Annotated in this window: 15 protein-coding genes and 4 tRNA genes; 14 read left to right on the top strand and 5 right to left on the bottom strand. The window is 57.6% G+C overall.

Annotated features, from left to right (window positions below):
• Position 1: 1 nt before the first annotated feature.
• From wecG to FKM52_RS18590, 5 genes are all read left to right on the top strand, one after another.
• A complete protein-coding gene (gene wecG / locus FKM52_RS18610) occupies positions 2–748 on the top strand; it encodes a lipopolysaccharide N-acetylmannosaminouronosyltransferase (RefSeq protein ID WP_244316897.1) in 747 nt (248 codons plus the stop codon).
• A 178-nt stretch (positions 749–926) separates the two neighbouring features.
• Positions 927–1,003: transfer RNA gene (locus FKM52_RS18605), tRNA-Arg, on the top strand.
• Positions 1,004–1,063: 60 nt separating this feature from the next.
• Positions 1,064–1,139 (top strand) — tRNA-His (locus tag FKM52_RS18600).
• Between the two features lie 16 nt (positions 1,140–1,155).
• Positions 1,156–1,242, top strand: a tRNA-Leu gene (locus FKM52_RS18595).
• Positions 1,243–1,274: 32 nt separating this feature from the next.
• Positions 1,275–1,351 (top strand) — tRNA-Pro (locus FKM52_RS18590).
• 705 nt (positions 1,352–2,056) lie between these two features.
• On the opposite strand, the gene hemY is transcribed toward FKM52_RS18590, so the two are convergent.
• From hemY to hemC, 4 genes are read right to left on the bottom strand one after another with little or no spacing between them, the layout of a single operon-like run.
• A complete protein-coding gene (gene hemY, locus FKM52_RS18585; RefSeq protein WP_141177655.1) occupies positions 2,057–3,247 on the bottom strand; it encodes a protoheme IX biogenesis protein HemY in 1,191 nt (396 codons plus the stop codon).
• A 2-nt stretch (positions 3,248–3,249) separates the two neighbouring features.
• Positions 3,250–4,386 (bottom strand): uroporphyrinogen-III C-methyltransferase, encoded by a 1,137-nt coding sequence (gene hemX, locus FKM52_RS18580; protein ID WP_141177654.1) that lies wholly within the window; start codon positions 4,384–4,386, stop codon positions 3,250–3,252.
• A 23-nt stretch (positions 4,387–4,409) separates the two neighbouring features.
• Positions 4,410–5,150 (bottom strand): uroporphyrinogen-III synthase, encoded by a 741-nt coding sequence (gene hemD, locus FKM52_RS18575; RefSeq protein ID WP_141177653.1) that lies wholly within the window; start codon positions 5,148–5,150, stop codon positions 4,410–4,412.
• Positions 5,147–6,088, bottom strand: coding sequence for a hydroxymethylbilane synthase (gene hemC / locus FKM52_RS18570; protein ID WP_141177652.1), 942 nt, complete (start codon positions 6,086–6,088; stop codon positions 5,147–5,149). The genes hemD and hemC overlap by 4 nt, the downstream gene beginning before the upstream one ends.
• Positions 6,089–6,377: 289 nt before the next feature.
• Between hemC and FKM52_RS18565 the strand changes: the two genes are divergently transcribed.
• On the top strand, positions 6,378–8,933 hold the full coding sequence (locus FKM52_RS18565; RefSeq protein WP_141177651.1) for a class I adenylate cyclase: 2,556 nt from the start codon (positions 6,378–6,380) through the stop codon (positions 8,931–8,933).
• Positions 8,934–9,155: 222 nt separating this feature from the next.
• Here FKM52_RS18565 and cyaY read toward each other — a convergent pair whose 3' ends face one another.
• Complete coding sequence (gene cyaY / locus FKM52_RS18560) at positions 9,156–9,476, bottom strand: iron donor protein CyaY (protein WP_141177650.1); 321 nt, start codon at positions 9,474–9,476, stop codon at positions 9,156–9,158.
• Between the two features lie 167 nt (positions 9,477–9,643).
• On the opposite strand from cyaY, the gene lptM reads away from it, so the two are divergent.
• From lptM to corA, 8 genes are all read left to right on the top strand, one after another.
• Positions 9,644–9,874, top strand: coding sequence for an LPS translocon maturation chaperone LptM (gene lptM, locus FKM52_RS18555; RefSeq protein ID WP_141177649.1), 231 nt, complete (start codon positions 9,644–9,646; stop codon positions 9,872–9,874).
• A 29-nt stretch (positions 9,875–9,903) separates the two neighbouring features.
• Entirely contained in the window at positions 9,904–10,728 is an 825-nt protein-coding gene (gene dapF / locus FKM52_RS18550) for a diaminopimelate epimerase (RefSeq protein ID WP_141177648.1), read from the top strand.
• On the top strand, positions 10,725–11,429 hold the full coding sequence (locus FKM52_RS18545) for a DUF484 domain-containing protein (RefSeq protein ID WP_141177647.1): 705 nt from the start codon (positions 10,725–10,727) through the stop codon (positions 11,427–11,429). The genes dapF and FKM52_RS18545 overlap by 4 nt, the downstream gene beginning before the upstream one ends.
• A complete protein-coding gene (gene xerC, locus FKM52_RS18540; RefSeq protein WP_141177646.1) occupies positions 11,426–12,334 on the top strand; it encodes a tyrosine recombinase XerC in 909 nt (302 codons plus the stop codon). Before FKM52_RS18545 ends, xerC begins: the two co-directional genes overlap by 4 nt.
• A complete protein-coding gene (yigB, locus tag FKM52_RS18535) occupies positions 12,334–13,050 on the top strand; it encodes a 5-amino-6-(5-phospho-D-ribitylamino)uracil phosphatase YigB (RefSeq protein WP_141177645.1) in 717 nt (238 codons plus the stop codon). The genes xerC and yigB overlap by 1 nt, the downstream gene beginning before the upstream one ends.
• Positions 13,051–13,107: 57 nt before the next feature.
• On the top strand, positions 13,108–15,270 hold the full coding sequence (gene uvrD / locus FKM52_RS18530) for a DNA helicase II (RefSeq protein WP_141177644.1): 2,163 nt from the start codon (positions 13,108–13,110) through the stop codon (positions 15,268–15,270).
• A 178-nt stretch (positions 15,271–15,448) separates the two neighbouring features.
• On the top strand, positions 15,449–15,505 hold the full coding sequence (gene ysgD / locus FKM52_RS22255; RefSeq protein ID WP_377091675.1) for a YsgD/CorL family protein: 57 nt from the start codon (positions 15,449–15,451) through the stop codon (positions 15,503–15,505).
• Positions 15,506–15,649: 144 nt separating this feature from the next.
• Complete coding sequence (gene corA / locus FKM52_RS18525) at positions 15,650–16,603, top strand: magnesium/cobalt transporter CorA (RefSeq protein WP_141177643.1); 954 nt, start codon at positions 15,650–15,652, stop codon at positions 16,601–16,603.
• Positions 16,604–16,668: the final 65 nt, after the last annotated feature.

The raw sequence follows: 16,668 nt of genomic DNA, 5'->3' as shown, positions 1-16,668 counted from the left end.
GATGAAAATAAACGCTATGCCAAATCTGCCCCAATATGTGATTCGCGGCATTACGCTGCAGGGCTTTACCGATATGTCCGCCTGTCTTGACTACCTTTGCCCGGATGGGGAGGTACGCAGCGGTACGCTGGTCGCTATCAATGCGGAAAAAGTGCTGACCTATGAAAATAATCCCGCGCTGCGCCAGCTGATCGATGCGGCGGAGTTTAAATATTCTGACGGCATTAGCATCGTGCGCGCTATCCGTAAAAAGTATCCGCAGGCGCAGGTAGCGCGTATTGCGGGCGCCGATTTATGGGAAGCGCTGATGGCGCGCGCCGGAAAGCTGGGTATACCGGTGTTCCTGATCGGCGGTAAGCCGCAGGTGATGGAAGAGACGGTAGAGAAGCTGCGGCGTCAGTGGCAGGTTAATATTGTTGGCACCCAGCATGGCTATTTTAACGATAGCGAGCGTGACGCGCTGTTTCAGCGCGTGGCGGCAAGCGGAGCGAAGATCGTCACGGTGGCGATGGGATCGCCGAAGCAGGAGCTGCTGATGCAGGCATGTAAAGCGGTGTGCCCACAGGCGCTGTATATGGGGGTAGGCGGCACCTACGACGTGTTTACCGGCCACGTCAAACGCGCGCCGGCTGCCTGGCAGCGGCTGGGCCTGGAGTGGCTCTATCGGCTGCTTAGCCAGCCAGGGCGTCTGCCTCGTCAGCTGCGGCTGCTGAAATTCCTCGGTTACTATTACCGCGGGCAGCTGTAATTGCGCGCGGCGGATGGCGTTTAACCGGCCGCCCGCGCTATTTTTATCCATCTGACGCGTGACGGCGGCGTTTGTTTAGACGGAATGCACAAAGCCTAATCAAACGCACTTTTTTCTTAAAAAAGCACTGGACAGCTCAGGCGCAAATCCGTAGTATCCCCATCCGCAACGGCGCTACGCGCCCGTAGCTCAGCTGGATAGAGCGCTGCCCTCCGGAGGCAGAGGTCTCAGGTTCGAATCCTGTCGGGCGCGCCATTAAACCGGGCGCAAGAGCTGCGGTGGTAACATTTACCGCGTTAGTAGTAAGAAGTAATGGTGGCTATAGCTCAGTTGGTAGAGCCCTGGATTGTGATTCCAGTTGTCGTGGGTTCGAGTCCCATTAGCCACCCCAACTTTTGCTGGAACATGCGAAGGTGGCGGAATTGGTAGACGCGCTAGCTTCAGGTGTTAGTGTCTTAACGGACGTGAGGGTTCAAGTCCCTCTCTTCGCACCAGGCAAGAGTAAGTAAAGAGTAAGAGTATACGTCGGCGAGTAGCGCAGCTTGGTAGCGCAACTGGTTTGGGACCAGTGGGTCGGAGGTTCGAATCCTCTCTCGCCGACCATCTTATTAACCTGCATAACGCAGGTTTTTTTGTTTTTATCGTTCTGCTTCTGCTTCTGCTTCTGCTTCTTTCTTTCGTCTTCCATAACTTCTGCCGCCTTTAGCGTCTCATTTTTTTATCGCAGCCTCAGGCTCCGCTTTTTGCCGATTCGCGCCTCTGATAAGCCGCCCGCTGGAGAAGAGGATTAAAAACGGCAGGGAAATATTCGTGGCTTTGTCGCAAAGTGAAGACATTTAATATTTTGATAAATAACATTTTTTTACGCAAGGGCGCTTTTTGTCTCTTAACGGAGACATCGCAGGTTTATAGTTGTTGCTTCTCTGCGACAAGTCCTGAAAGTTAAAAATGGGTGTTTTTTAAAATTTACTGTTTATATTCAGTCATATAGAAAAATATTTTCAGATAAGTTCGGTTTTGGCACGGCTTATGCAATAATATGCCTGTAGATGCTCATTCCACTCCTTATGTTTGCCCCTGGCTTCATAAACCCAGGAATGATGCAGAGCCATTCAGGTACCTGTTGTCCAACCGGCCAATATCGTTCGCTTTATTGGAGTAGCAGGACACTACGTTGAGTCGGGTACCAATTCGGTTGTCTTACCGACCTGATTTTATACCTGCCCTTGTGGGCAGGTTTTTTTTTGCCTGCTTTCAGAGGGGTCAAAAAAAAGCCGGGAAGATCCCGGCTTTGCATTGCGCTTAAGCTTAGCGATTATTCTGTAACGTCAGCAGCAGGCCTTCGCGCCGCATTTGCGCCGCTTCTTCCGGGTGATGCAGGCGATCCAGCGTATCGGCGAGCCAGGCGTAATCATAACCGTCAGGACGCTGCTTAAGCGCCTCCCTGAACGCATCGCTTGCCTGCTGCCATTCGCCGTGTTTCATCAGCAGCTGCCCCAGGGTGCTGTGCAGCAACGGCGTGGCGCCGTGCTGTTTAATCTGCTGGCGCAGGGCTTTTTCCAGCTGCTCCGGATTACCGCTTTTCAGCCGCGGCATCAGCAGGATCAAACGCTCATCGTAGTGACGCTTCAGCCCGTCCAGCACGATCTGCTGGGCGGTTTCATGATCGTCGCAGGCGATCAGGTGATCCGCCATCGCCACCTGCAGCGTAGTCTCATGGCGCGTTTTGCGGCTCTGGCTTTGCCACCAGCGCTTCAGACCATCGCTGCCCTGTTCCGCCATCGCCTGATTCATCAGGCCAAGCCAGGCCTGCTGGCGTAGCGCGTTGACCTGTTCTTCACTGGCGACCTGGGTTTTTTCCATTGCCGGCAGAATATCGAGCAGGGCGCTCCATGCGCCGGTACGAACATAAGCCTGCTCTGCCAGACGCAGCACTTCAGGATGACGCGGCGCGACATCCAGCAAACGATCGATGCCGTGACGGGCCGCGTGATCTTCATTACGCGCCAGCTGAATACGCACGCGGGTAATCTCTACCGGAATCGGATCGTTCTGGGCCAGCTCGGAAGCGCGTTCCAGATGCTGATTAGCGCGCGCTTCATCGCCGCGCTGCTGGGCGGCTTCGGCGGCCAGCAGATAGTTAACCACCGGCTGTTCAGCGTGATCGGCATTGCGCGACAGCAGTTTTTCTACCTGCCGGTAATCGCCTTCCGCCAGCTTCACCAGCGCCTGATGCGTCTGGCGCCGGGCGCGGTTACGCTTACGTCCGGCAAACCAGCCGCGCGTTCGGGCGCCGGTACGAAACAGGCGGCGCAGCAGCCACTCAACGCCAAGGATCACCAGCAGCGCTACAATTAAAATAATCACCAGGCCGGTAACGCTGGTTTCAATATTCCAGCTGTCGGTCTGGATCAGCACATAGCCCTGATGGCCCGCGATCATCGGGCCGATAACGATCCCGGCGATCAACAGCAGAAACAGCACAAAGACTTTTAGCATGGTTACTCTCCCTGCTGCGGCTGCGCCGGTTCTGTCGGCTGCGCCAACAGGTTACGCACCCGCGTCTGCATCAGCTTATCCAGCAGCGGCTGGCTTTCCAGCGCTTCCGGGATCTCCATAGAGATGCTCTGCTGGCTTAAATCATCAAGCTGCGCGAGGAAAGATTTTGTGCTGGCGTCGCTGGTATCAAACCAGGCGCGCACCCAGGTAGAGACGGTATCCACCGACTGACGGTAGATCTCATCCTGATGACGCGGTACCGCTTGTGCGGCGATCAGCAGGCGCGAGCGGATATTTTCCCGCAGGTAGACATCCTGATTCGGCGCCAGCAGCGGCTCTGCGGTGTTATCGCGGCGGCGGATGGTAATGAAATCATCCATAAAATTGTGCCAGCTTTTCACCAGGTTCTGCCGCCACTCGCGCAGCGATGAAGTAAGCTCGTTGCTGTCGGCATCCATCGGCGCGCTGTCGCTGTCGTTATCCGCCAGGCGCAGATTATCGACGCCGTTAGAGAGCTGGTTGAGCTTCAGGATGATGCCGTCATAGTCCACCTGACTGACGGCGGAAAGGGCGCTGATATCCTGCGTTAGCGCCCGACGTACCGGCACCAGGCTGGGATCGTTCATATCGGCGAGGCTGGCGTCCGCGCTTTTCAACAGCGCCGCCGCGGTAGTGACGTCCTGATCGCTCCATAGCTTACGGCCCGCCAGCTTAACCAGATAGTCGGCCTGCGCCAGCAGCCAGGTGCGCGCATCGTTGCCGGAAATCGCGGCCACTTTTTCTTTTATTTCGTCCAGCTGTCGTGCCAGCGCGTCCTGCTGCTGCTGCGCCGCTTGCAATTCTTTAATTTGCGCGCTGAGGCGCTGCTCCAGCTGCGTTTTTTCGCGTTCATTTTGCTGTTGTAGTGCGGTTAGCTGCTCGCTTAGCGCCTGACTGGCCTGAGCCTGCTGCTGCGCCTGTTGATGCGCATTAACCCATAGCCCGGCGCCGACCGCCAGAGCGATAACAATCGCCAGCGCGCTGAGAGCGGTGCCGGTCTGGCCTGATTTACGCGGGGGCTTTTGAACAGGCGGTTTTTTTGTTTCTGCCGCGGAATTGGTTTCTTCAACCATGGCGGAGGAATCTTTTTGTTCCGTCATTGTGGCACATCCCATTTTCAAGTTTATTGTAACGCGCGCACCAGCGCATCGTTATCAGCACCATCAGCTACCGTGATACGGTTCCAGCCAAGTTCCCTGGCCAGGGTAGCCAAACGTTCGCTGACGACTACCAGCCGACAGCGCAACAGCCATTCCTCGCGATCGATCGCCGGAAACAGCCGATAAAGTTGTTGTAGCATCTCACCGCTGGTCACCACCAGCGTATCGATAGCGCGGTCGCGCCAGCGCTTTCCTTCGCTGGGCCCGTGATAATATTTCTCACAACGCTGATAGCATTCAAGGAAACGGACCTGCGCGCCGCGCTGCGCCAGCGTTTCACCCAGCAGCTCACGTCCGCCGTTGCCGCGCAGGATCAGCGCGTTCTTACCTTTTAAACGGCGTAATGCCGGCAGCTGCAGCAGCATTTCGCTGGTTTCGCGTTCCTGCGGCCAGGCTACCGTTAAACCACTGACGCCGTGTAGCGCCAGCGCGGTACTGCGTCCTATCGCATAATAGTTTAGCGCAGCGGGCCAGCTTAGCCCTGCCTGGCGCAGACAGGGTTGCGCATATTCAACGGCGTGCTGAGAAAGCGCAAAAACCAGATCGCCCGGCGCCAGCGCCGCAAGCTGTGCTGCCAGCTGCGCCAGCTCGCGCCCCGGCGTAAATTCAATCAGAGGAAAGCTCCATGCGGTATGGCCCAGCGCGCACAGACGCGTCACCAGCTCAACGCCTGCGGGAGAAGGGCGGGTGACGAGAATACTCATTGCGGCGGATTCCCCTGATAGACCTCATGCAGAATTTCACGCGCGCCGTTGCTCAGCAGCTCTTCCGCCAGCGAAATACCCAGCTGCTCCGCCTGATGGCGCGGACCGCGCCGCTCGCCGCGAATCATAGAAACGCCGTCCGGGGAGCCGACCAGGCCGCGTAGCCAGATATTGTCGCCTTCCAGCACCGCATAGCTGCCGATTGGCACCTGGCAGCCGCCTTCCAGGCGCGTATTCATCGCACGCTCCGCTTTTACGCGCGTTGCGGTATCCTCATCATTTAATGCCGCCAGCAGCATTATGGTTTGCTCATCGTCGAGGCGGCATTCAATGCCAACCGCTCCCTGGCCAACGGCGGGCAGGGAAACTTCAGCGGGAATCGCGTAGCGGATGCGATCCTGCAGGCCGAGGCGCTTAAGGCCGGCGGCGGCAAGAATAATGGCGTCATAATCGCCGGCATCCAGCTTCGACAGGCGCGTACCAACGTTGCCGCGCAGCGAGCGAATCAGCAGATCGGGGCGCAGCGCGGCCAGCTGGCACTGTCGACGCAGGCTGGAGGTGCCAACGATCGCTCCCGGCGGCAGAGCATCCAGCGTGGCGTAGCGGTTTGAGACAAAGGCGTCCAGCGGATCGTCGCGTTCGCAAATCGCGACCAGTCCCAGCCCCTGCGGAAATGCTACCGGCACATCTTTCATAGAATGCACGGCGATATCAGCACGGTTTTCCAGCATCGCCAGCTCCAGCTCTTTAACGAACAGACCTTTGCCGCCTACTTTCGCCAGCGGCGTATCGAGGATGATATCGCCGCGCGTCACCATCGGCACCAGCTCTACGCGCAGGCCCGGATGGCAGGCCATCAGGCGCTGCTGAACATATTGTGCCTGCCATAAAGCGAGCGGGCTTTGCCTGGTGGCAATTCTTAAAATTTTGTCTAACATGCTTGATACCGTTTTGATCGTTCACTGATTATCCTATCATTGTTACAGGAAGGCTGTCAGTTACCGCGATTTTTGAACGGGAAGGAAAAGCGTAGAAGGGAGAGGCCAGGTCAATCGGTGGATAAAGCGTGCTAAACTGTTAAGTAGCGCAACTTTCTTTACGGTCAACCAGCCAAGTGTTAAATTGATCACGTTTCCAGCAGTAATCTGCCTGAAAATTTTTCATACCATGTGGCAGGTCCGGGAAACGGGGTTATTTGTAAGCACTGGGATAATCAGGCGAGACGTCTTGTACCTCTACATTGAGACACTGAAACAGAGACTGGATGCCATTAACCAGCTGCGTGTCGATCGCGCGCTGGCCGCTATGGGTCCTGCTTTCCAGCAGGTATACAGTCTGCTGCCGACCTTATTACATTATCATCATCCGCAGATGCCGGGCTACCTTGAAGGTAACGTTCCCTACGGCATCAGCTTCTACACGCCTGATGAAAACCAGCAGCGCTACCTTACTGATATTGAGCATAAATCAGGCCAATCGGTTGCTGTGCCGCCGAAAGGAGAGATGCCGATTACCGGCGTTTACTCCATGGGGAGTACCTCTTCGGTAGGCCAAAACAGTACCTCCGATCTCGATATCTGGGTCTGTCATCAGTCGTGGCTTGATAACGAAGAGCGCCTGGCACTTCAGAAAAAATGTCAGCTGCTGCAGATTTGGTGCGCGGCGATGGGCGTTGAGGTCAGCTTCTTCCTGATTGATGAAAACCGTTTCCGTCATAATGAAAGCGGCAGCCTCGGCGGCGAGGATTGCGGCTCCACCCAGCACATCCTGCTACTGGATGAGTTTTACCGTACGGCGGTTCGCATGGCGGGCAAACGTATTCTGTGGAATATGGTGCCGGGCGAGGAAGAAGAACATTACGATGACTATGTGATGTCGTTGTATGCGCAGGGCGTGCTGACGCCGAACGAATGGCTCGATTTAGGCGGGCTCAGCACCCTTTCCGCCGAAGAGTATTTCGGCGCCAGCCTGTGGCAGCTCTATAAAAGTATCGATTCGCCTTACAAAGCGGTACTGAAAACGCTGCTGCTGGAGGCCTATTCCTGGGAATATCCGCGCACCCGTCTGCTGGCGATGGATACTAAACAGCGCCTGCACGATGGCGAGATCGTCTCGTTTGGCCTGGATGCTTACTGCATGATGCTGGAGCGCGTAACGCAATACCTGATCGGTATCGACGATCATGCGCGGCTCGATCTGGTACGCCGCTGCTTTTATTTGAAAGTCTGTGAAAAGCTGTCGCAGAATGAAAACCCGTCGCGTTCCGGCTGGCGCCGTGAAATTCTGGCGCAGCTGGTCAGTGAATGGGGCTGGGATGAAGCGCGCCTGGCGGTGCTCGACAGCCGCGCCGACTGGAAAATCGAACGCGTGCGCGAAGCGCATAATGAATTGCTGGATGCGATGATGCAGAGCTATCGTAACCTGATTCGCTTCGCCCGCCGCAACAACTTAAGCGTCAGCGCCAGCCCGCAGGATATCGGCGTGCTGACGCGTAAGCTGTATGCCGCTTTTGAGGCGTTGCCCGGCAAGGTCACGCTGGTCAACCCGCAGATTTCGCCCGATCTTTCGGAGCCGCATCTCACCTTTATTCATGTTCCGGCGGGACGCGCTAACCGGGCAGGCTGGTATCTGTATAACCAGGCGCCGGATATGAATTCCATCATCAGCCATCAGCCGCTGGAGTATAACCGCTATCTGAATAAGCTGGTGGCCTGGGCGTGGTTCAACGGGCTGATGACGGAGCGAACGCAGCTGCATATCAAAGGCAATGAGCTGTGCGATCTGGCGCTGCTGCAGGAGCTGGTGGCGGATGTATCGCATCATTTTCCGCTGCGTCTGCCGGTGCCGACGGCGAAAGCGCTCTACAGCCCTTGTGAAATCCGCCATCTGGCGCTGATTGTGAATCTGGAATATGACCCGACGGCGGCTTTCCGCAACCAGGTGGTGCATTTCGATTTTCGCAAGCTGGATGTTTTCAGCTTCGGGCAGCAGCAGCAGTGCCTGATCGGCAGCGTGGATTTACTCTACCGCAACTCGTGGAACGAAGTGCGCACGCTGCATTTCAACGGCGAGCAGGCGATGCTGGAAGCGTTAAAAACCATTCTTGGCAAGATGCACCAGGATGCCGCGCCGCCTGATGCGGTAGAGGTGTTCTGCTACAGTCAGCATCTGCGCGGCCTGATCCGCACGCGCGTGCAGCAGCTGGTTTCCGAATGTATTGAGCTGCGTCTCTCCAGTACGCGCCAGGAACCAGGACGTTTTAAAGCGCTGCGGGTCGCCGGGCAAACCTGGGGGCTGTTCTTTGAACGCCTCGGCGTTTCGGTGCAGAAGCTGGAAAACGCGGTGGAGTTTTACGGCGCGATCTCCAATAACAAGCTGCATGGCCTGTCGATTAAAGTTGAAACCGAGCAGGTACAGCTGCCGCCGGTGGTAAACGGCTACGCCAGCGAAGGGATCATTCAGTTTTTCTTTGAAGATACCAACAGAGACAGCGGCTTCAATATCTATATTCTGGATGAGGCTAATCGCATCGAGGTTTACCACCACTGCGAAGGCAGCAAAGAGGAGCTGGTGCGCGACGTCAGCCGCTTTTACTCCTCCTCGCACGATCGCTTTACCTACGGTTCCAGCTTCGTCAACTTTAACCTGCCGCAGTTCTACCAGCTGGTAAAAGTAGACGATCGTACCCAGGTGATTCCGTTCCGCAGCCAGACGATCGCCCAGCTCTGCGCTAACGTTCCGGAGAGCAACGGCGATTACCCGCAGCGCTTTCAGGTTTATTAAAGCCCGCCAGGGCGGGGTGAATGGCTTATCCGCTTTTACCCGCCGCTCAACAGGCGCACGAAGTCGCTATTCAGCACGTTTCGTTGCGGCTACAGCTTCAGCTGCGCGATTTCGTGTGATCCAGGGGGACAGCATGGCTGCTGAAGTCCGCCAGATTTTCAGGCGGACCAGTGCTGATGGCCGGCGGGTTTTAAATACTTTTATCGGCGCGCGCCGGCGTGATTAACGCAGTGATACCGCCTCGCCAGCCTGCGTGCTGCAGGCCTCCGACAGCAGCTGCCAGAAATCACCGCCGCTGCGGTTACAGATCCACTGTCCGTCGCGGTAATCAAAGTGGTAGCCGCCGCCTTTGGTCGCCAGCCAAACCTGATGCAGCGGTTCCTGGCGGTTAATAATTATTTTGCTGCCGTTTTCAAAGCTGAGCGTCATGATGCCGGCATGGATTTCATAATCAATATCGCTATCGCCGTCCCAGGCGTCGAGCTGTTCCTCAAGCTTCAGCATCAGGCTATCCGCCAGCTGGTGAAATTCACTGTCATTCATCGTTGCATCCTCTGGGTTTTGGCGCAGTATACCTGTCGCCGCATTTTACTACATCGTTCGGCAACAGTGAGAGGCAGCACGCCACATTACCTTTTCCTGTTGCTTTTCCAAAGTCAGCTGCGATGATAAGCAACCAGGTAAACGCATTAAACATAAGCAGGAAAAGCATGAAGAAAATCATTTGTCTGCTGGCAATGACGCTGGCGTTAACCAGCCTGGCCGGTTGCGGTTTGAAAGGGCCGCTCTATTTTCCGCCGCAGGATAAGCCGAAACAGAGTGCGCCGCAGCCGCCGGTAGAGCAAAGCGCGCCTTCTTCAACTTCAACGGCGACCCAGCCGGATGGCCAGCAGGAAAATAGCCTGACCAGCCCGGATGTGGACCAACAAGCGACGCAGTAACGATGATGGCCCAGCCGGCGGAGCAGAAAATGCAGTTCTCAAAAATGCACGGTCTTGGCAATGACTTTATGGTTGTTGACGCCGTTACGCAAAACGTCTATTTCTCGCCGGAGCTGATCCGCCGTCTGGCGGATCGACATCTGGGTATCGGCTTCGATCAGCTATTGATCGTCGAGCCGCCTTACGATCCCGATCTCGATTTCCACTATCGCATTTTTAACGCCGACGGCAGCGAGGTGGCGCAGTGCGGCAACGGCGCGCGCTGCTTTGCCCGCTTTGTGCGCCTGAAAGGCCTGACTAACAAAAGCGATATTCGCGTCAGCACCCAGACCGGGCGCATGGTGCTCAGCGTTACCGGTGACGAGCTGGTGCGGGTAAATATGGGCGAGCCGAACTTTGAACCGCAGCAGGTGCCGTTTCGCGCCAACAAGGCGGAAAGCCTCTACCTGCTGCGCGTTGCGGAACAGACCATTATGTTCGGCGTGGTTTCGATGGGAAATCCGCACTGCGTGATTCAGGTCGCCAGCATCAAAACGGCGGCGGTGGAAACCCTGGGGCCGGTGCTGGAGAGCCACGAGCGTTTCCCGGAGCGGGTAAACGTGGGCTTTATGGAAGTGGTGAGCGCTGACCATATTCGCCTGCGCGTCTATGAGCGCGGCGCGGGCGAAACGCAGGCGTGCGGCAGCGGCGCCTGTGCGGCGGTAGCCAGCGGCATCCAGCAGGGGCTGCTGGCGGAAAAAGTACGGGTCGATCTGCCGGGCGGCACGCTGCATATCGCCTGGAAAGGGCCAGGACATCCGCTCTATATGACCGGGCCGGCCACGCATGTTTATGACGGGTTTATTCATTTATGAAACAGGTTGGAGAACAGAGCGCCGCTGAGCTGATGCTGGACGACGACGCGGTATGCGATTATCTGCTGCGCCATCCAGATTTCTTTATTCGCCATGCGCGCCAGGTTGAGCAGATGGCGGTGCCGCATCCGGTACGCGGCAGCGTTTCGCTGGTGGAGTGGCATATGGCGCGTCAGCGCAACCATATTCACCAGCTGGAAAACGAAATCACTCAGCTGATGGAACAGGCTTCGGCAAACCATCAGCTTTTCGATCGACTGTTAAGTTTGCAGGGCCATTTAGCTTCAGCATCTTCTTTACAGGAGATGCTTAACCGGCTGCAGCGCTGGGCGCGCGAGCTTGGCCTGGCAAGCGCCGACGTGCGCCTGTTCAGCGATCGCTGGCAGCTGGGCGCGCCCTCCAGCTTTACACAGCTGGCGCTGTCGCGTCAGGCGTTCGAGCCGGTGCGTATTCAGCGGCTCGGTAAGGATCAGCATTATCTCGGCTCGCTTAACGGGCCGGAACTGCTGCTGCTGCTGCCTCAGGCGCGCGCGGTAGGATCGGTCGCGATGTCGCTGTTCGGCGAGCGCGGCGAGCTGGGCGTGCTGATCTTCAGCAGCCGCGATACGCATCACTATCAGCCTGGACAGGGCACGCTATTGCTGCACTATCTGGCGCTGATGCTGCCGGAACTGTTGAGCCGCTGGGTGGCGCGCGTATGAGTGCAAGGCTTCCGCTGCAGGCCGCCGTCGCGGACTTTCTGCGCTACCTGAAAGTGGAGCGCCAGCTTAGCCCGTTGACGCAGAAAAACTACGCGCGTCAGCTTGATACGGTTATACAGCTGCTGGGCGAGCTGAAAATCGCCGACTGGGCGCAGCTGGAGCCGGCGCACGTGCGTTCGCTGACGGCGCGCGGCCGTCGCGCCGGTTTGCAGCCTGCCAGCCTGGCGCTGCGGCTTTCCGCGTTGCGCAGCTTTCTTGACTGGATGATAGACCAGGGAGCGCTGAAGGCGAATCCGGCGAAAGGCGTTTCCGCGCCGCGCGCCGCGCGTCATCTGCCGAAAAACATCGATGTTGATGAGGTGAATCAGCTGCTGGCTATCGACCAGAGCGATCCGCTGGCGGTACGCGATCGCGCCATGATGGAAGTGATGTATGGCGCCGGGCTGCGTCTTGCTGAGCTGGTGGGAATTGACTGTCGCCACCTCGATCTTGACGCGGGCGAAGTATGGGTTACGGGTAAAGGCAGCAAAGAGCGCCGCCTGCCGATTGGCCGCACCGCGACGGAGTGGGTGCGAAAGTGGCTGGCGCTGCGTGAGTTTTTTGCTCCGCAGGATGATGCGTTGTTTATATCGAAAGAGGGGCGGCGCATTTCGCCGCGCAACGTGCAGAAACGTTTTGCCGAGTGGGGCGTGAAGCAGGGCGCCAGCAGCCATATTCATCCGCATAAGCTGCGCCATTCGTTTGCCACGCATATGCTGGAATCCAGCGGCGATTTGCGTGCGGTACAGGAGCTGCTTGGCCATGCCAGCCTCTCCACCACGCAAATTTATACCCATCTCGACTTTCAACACCTGGCGTCGGTGTATGATGCGGCGCATCCGCGCGCCAAACGAGGGAAATCCTGATGCATTTTTATCGTCGGCTCAGGCCGATCGAAGCGATCACTTTCGATCTGGATGACACGCTGTATGACAATCATCCGGTAATTATTAAAACCACGCTGGAATCGCACCGCTTTTTACAGGCTTACCACCCGGCGCTGAATGACTTCTCCACCGCGGCTTATCAGCAGCTGCGTGACCAGCTGCTGGCCCAGGAGCCGGATATCTACCACGACGTCACCGAATGGCGACGCCGTACCGTTGAGCAGGCGCTGCTGAATGCTGGTCTCTCCTGCGCTGAAGCGCGGGAAGGCGCGGACAAGGTGATGGCGGTTTTCGCCCACTGGCGCAGCCGGATCAGCATACCGCAGGAAACGCATGACACCCTGGCCGCGCTGGCGGAGAAAGTGCCGCTGGTGGCGATCACTAACGGTAACGCGGAGCCGCATCTGTTCGGCCTCGATCGCTATTTTCAGTTTGTGCTGCGCGCCGGCCCGCACGGACGCGCCAAGCCTTTTGAAGATATGTACCATCTGGCGGCGCAGCGGCTGGGCATCGCGCCGGGAAATATCCTGCACGTTGGCGACGATCTCACTACCGACGTGGCTGGCGCGGTACGCTGCGGCATGCAGGCGTGCTGGATCAACCTGCGCGCCGGCAACCTGATGCATATCCCGGATGCGCGGCTGCTGCCGCACGTGGAAATTACGCAGTTGGCATCGCTGACCGCGTTGTTATAATCTTCTGTACAAATATCCAGTGACTTTACTGGCGCATTTTCCTGACTGACGGTGCTTATGGACGTTTCTGACCTGCTAAACAGCCTGAATGATAAACAGCGCGAGGCCGTTGCGGCGCCGCGCAACAACCTGCTGGTGCTGGCGGGCGCGGGCAGCGGCAAGACACGCGTGCTGGTGCATCGTATCGCCTGGCTGCTGACGGTGGAGAACTGCTCGCCCTATTCGATTATGGCGGTCACCTTTACCAACAAGGCCGCAGCGGAAATGCGTCATCGTATCGAACAGCTAATCGGCACCAGCCAGGGCGGCATGTGGATCGGTACGTTTCACGGTCTGGCGCACCGTCTGCTGCGCGCGCACCATCTCGACGCGGGCCTGCCGCAGGATTTCCAGATCCTCGACAGCGAAGATCAGCTGCGCCTGCTGAAGCGCCTGATTAAGGCGATGAATCTGGATGATAAGCAGTGGCCCGCGCGTCAGGCGATGTGGTACATCAACGGCAAAAAAGATGACGGCCTGCGTCCGCAGCACATTGAAAGCTACAACAACCCGGTTGAGCAAACCTGGCTGCGCATCTATCAGGCCTATCAGGAGGCGTGCGATCGCGCCGGGCTGGTCGATTTTGCCGAGCTGCTGCTGCGCGCTCATGAGCTGTGGCTCAATAAACCGCACATTCTTAATCACTATCGCGAACGCTTTACCAATATCCTGGTGGATGAGTTTCAGGATACCAACAGCATCCAGTACGCCTGGATTCGCCTGCTGGCCGGCGACGGTAACCGGGTAATGATTGTCGGCGATGACGATCAGTCTATTTACGGCTGGCGCGGCGCGCAGGTCGAGAACATCCAGCGCTTCCTGAACGATTTCCCCGGCGCGGAAACCATTCGCCTTGAGCAGAACTACCGCTCTACCAATAATATTTTGAAAGCAGCTAACGCCCTGATTGCCAACAATAATGGACGCCTCGGCAAAGAGCTGTGGACCGACGGCAGCGATGGCGATCCGATTTCGATCTACTGCGCCTTTAACGAGCTGGATGAGGCGCGTTTCGTCGTCAACCGCATTAAGGTCTGGCAGGAAAACGGCGGCGCGCTGAACGACTGCGCTATTCTCTATCGCAGCAACGCCCAGTCGCGCGTGCTGGAGGAGGCGCTGCTGCAGGCCAGTATGCCGTACCGCATTTATGGCGGTATGCGCTTCTTCGAACGGCAGGAAATTAAAGATGCGCTGGCCTACCTGCGCCTGATCGCTAACCGCAACGACGACGCCGCCTTTGAGCGCGTGGTGAACACGCCGACGCGCGGCATCGGCGATCGCACGCTTGACGTGGTGCGCCAGACATCGCGCGATCGTCAGCTGACGCTATGGCAGGCGAGCCGTGCGCTACTGCAGGAGAAAGCGCTGGCCGGACGCGCCGCCGCCGCGCTGCAGCGCTTTACCGAGCTGGTGGATGCGCTGGCGCAGGAAACCGTTGAGCTGCCGCTGCACGTGCAGACCGACCGGGTGATTAAAGATTCCGGGCTGTGGCTGATGTATGAGCAGGAGAAGGGCGAGAAAGGCCAGGCGCGTATCGAAAACTTAGAGGAGCTGGTTAACGCCACGCGGCAGTACAGCTACCAGGAAGAAGATGAAGATCTGATGCCGCTGCAGGCGTTTCTGTCGCATGCCGCGCTGGAAGCGGGCGAAGGCCAGGCGGATAAATGGCAGGACGCGGTGCAGCTGATGACCATGCACGCGGCGAAGGGGCTGGAGTTCAGTCAGGTATTTATCGTCGGCATGGAAGAGGGGATGTTCCCCAGCCAGATGTCGCTTGATGAGGGCGGCAGGCTGGAGGAAGAGCGCCGCCTCGCCTATGTCGGCGTTACCCGCGCGATGAAAAAGCTGACGCTGACTTATGCCGAAACGCGTCGCCTGTACGGTAAAGAGGTGTACCATCGCCCGTCGCGCTTTATCGGCGAGCTGCCGGAAGAGTGCGTGGATGAGGTACGGCTGCGCGCCAGCGTTAGCCGCCCGGTTAACCACCAGCGTATGGGGACGCCGCTGGCGCAGAATGACAGCGGCTTTACCCTGGGCCAGCGCGTGCGCCACGCTAAATTTGGCGAAGGCACCATTATCAATCTGGAAGGCAGCGGCGATCACAGCCGTTTGCAGGTGGCTTTTCAGGGGCAGGGCATCAAGTGGCTGGTTGCCGCCTATGCGCGCCTCGAAGCGGTATAGTTTGGCCGTTGCCCCGGCGTAGCCTTGCGCTGCAGGCTACGCTCATCTGGTGAGAGGCGCGCTGCGCAACCGCTGGCGCCGCCTGGTCAGACGTTTGACGATGGCGTCCGGCGGCGCTTGACGCCTTTTTCGTCTCAGCGTAACATGCGCGCACGATTACCCTAAGAGGACTTTCGCCTTGGACACTCCCAGTCGATGCTGGCTCAATCACCTTATCAACAGGTACAACCCCTAAGGCCATCCTCTTATGCTGGTAGCCTTTGTGGTTGTCAGCGACCTCTTTTCCCGTCGCGCGAGTTAGCGTTTATCACTGACTGAAACTCAGGTTTCCGTGTTCTGGCGTATTGTCCCGTTTGAATGACAAATTGGGAGTACAGCTATGCTGAGCGCTTTTAAACTGGATCACAGCCGCCTTACCCGCCTGGAGCTGGAAGATACGCCGGAAGACCTGGTTTCTTCGGTTTGGGTCGATCTTATTGAACCGGAAGAGGCGGAGCGCGAGCGCGTACAGTGCGAGCTGGGCCAGAGCCTGGCCACCCGTCCTGAGCTGGAGGATATCGAGGCCTCGGCGCGTTTCTTCGAAGATGAGGACGGTCTGCATATCCACTCCTTCTTTTTCTACGAAGATGCCAAAGACCACGCCGGCAACGCCACCGTGGCGTTTACCATTCGCGAGGGCCGTCTCTATACGCTGCGCGAACGCGAACTGCCGGCTTTTCGTCTCTACCGTATGCGCGCCCGCAGCCAGACGCTGATTGACGGCAACGCCTATGAGCTGCTGCTGGATCTGTTCGAAACCAAAATTGAGCAGCTGGCGGATGAAATTGAAAACATCTACAGCGATCTGGAAAAGCTCAGCCGCGTAATTATGGAAGGGCAGCAGGGCGATGAATTCGATCAGGCGCTCTCGACGCTGGCGGAGCTGGAGGATATCGGCTGGAAGGTACGTCTCTGCCTGATGGATACCCAGCGCGCGCTCAATTTCCTGGTGCGTAAGGCGCGTTTGCCTGGCAATCAGCTGGAGCAGGCGCGGGAAATTTTGCGCGATATCGAATCGCTGCTGCCGCATAATGAATCGCTGTTTCAGAAGGTTAACTTCCTGATGCAGGCGGCGATGGGCTTTATCAATATCGAGCAGAACCGCATTATTAAAATCTTCTCGGTGGTATCGGTAGTTTTCCTGCCCCCGACGCTGGTTGCCTCCAGCTATGGCATGAACTTTGAGTTTATGCCGGAGCTGAAATGGAGCTTCGGCTACCCCGGCGCGATTGGCCTGATGATCCTGGCGGGACTGGCTCCCTATCTCTACTTCAAGCGTAAAAACTGGCTGTAAACCTGCGCGGCCGGGCTTTGCGCCCGGCTGGTTTAGCGCTGGCGTTCCCGGCGGGTTATGCGTAA

It is taken from the genome of Mixta tenebrionis, from assembly GCF_006517625.1.
GTDB classification, from domain to species: domain Bacteria; phylum Pseudomonadota; class Gammaproteobacteria; order Enterobacterales; family Enterobacteriaceae; genus Mixta; species Mixta tenebrionis.
Note: the sequence above shows the minus strand (reverse complement) of the source record. Positions and strands in the feature narration are given on the sequence as shown.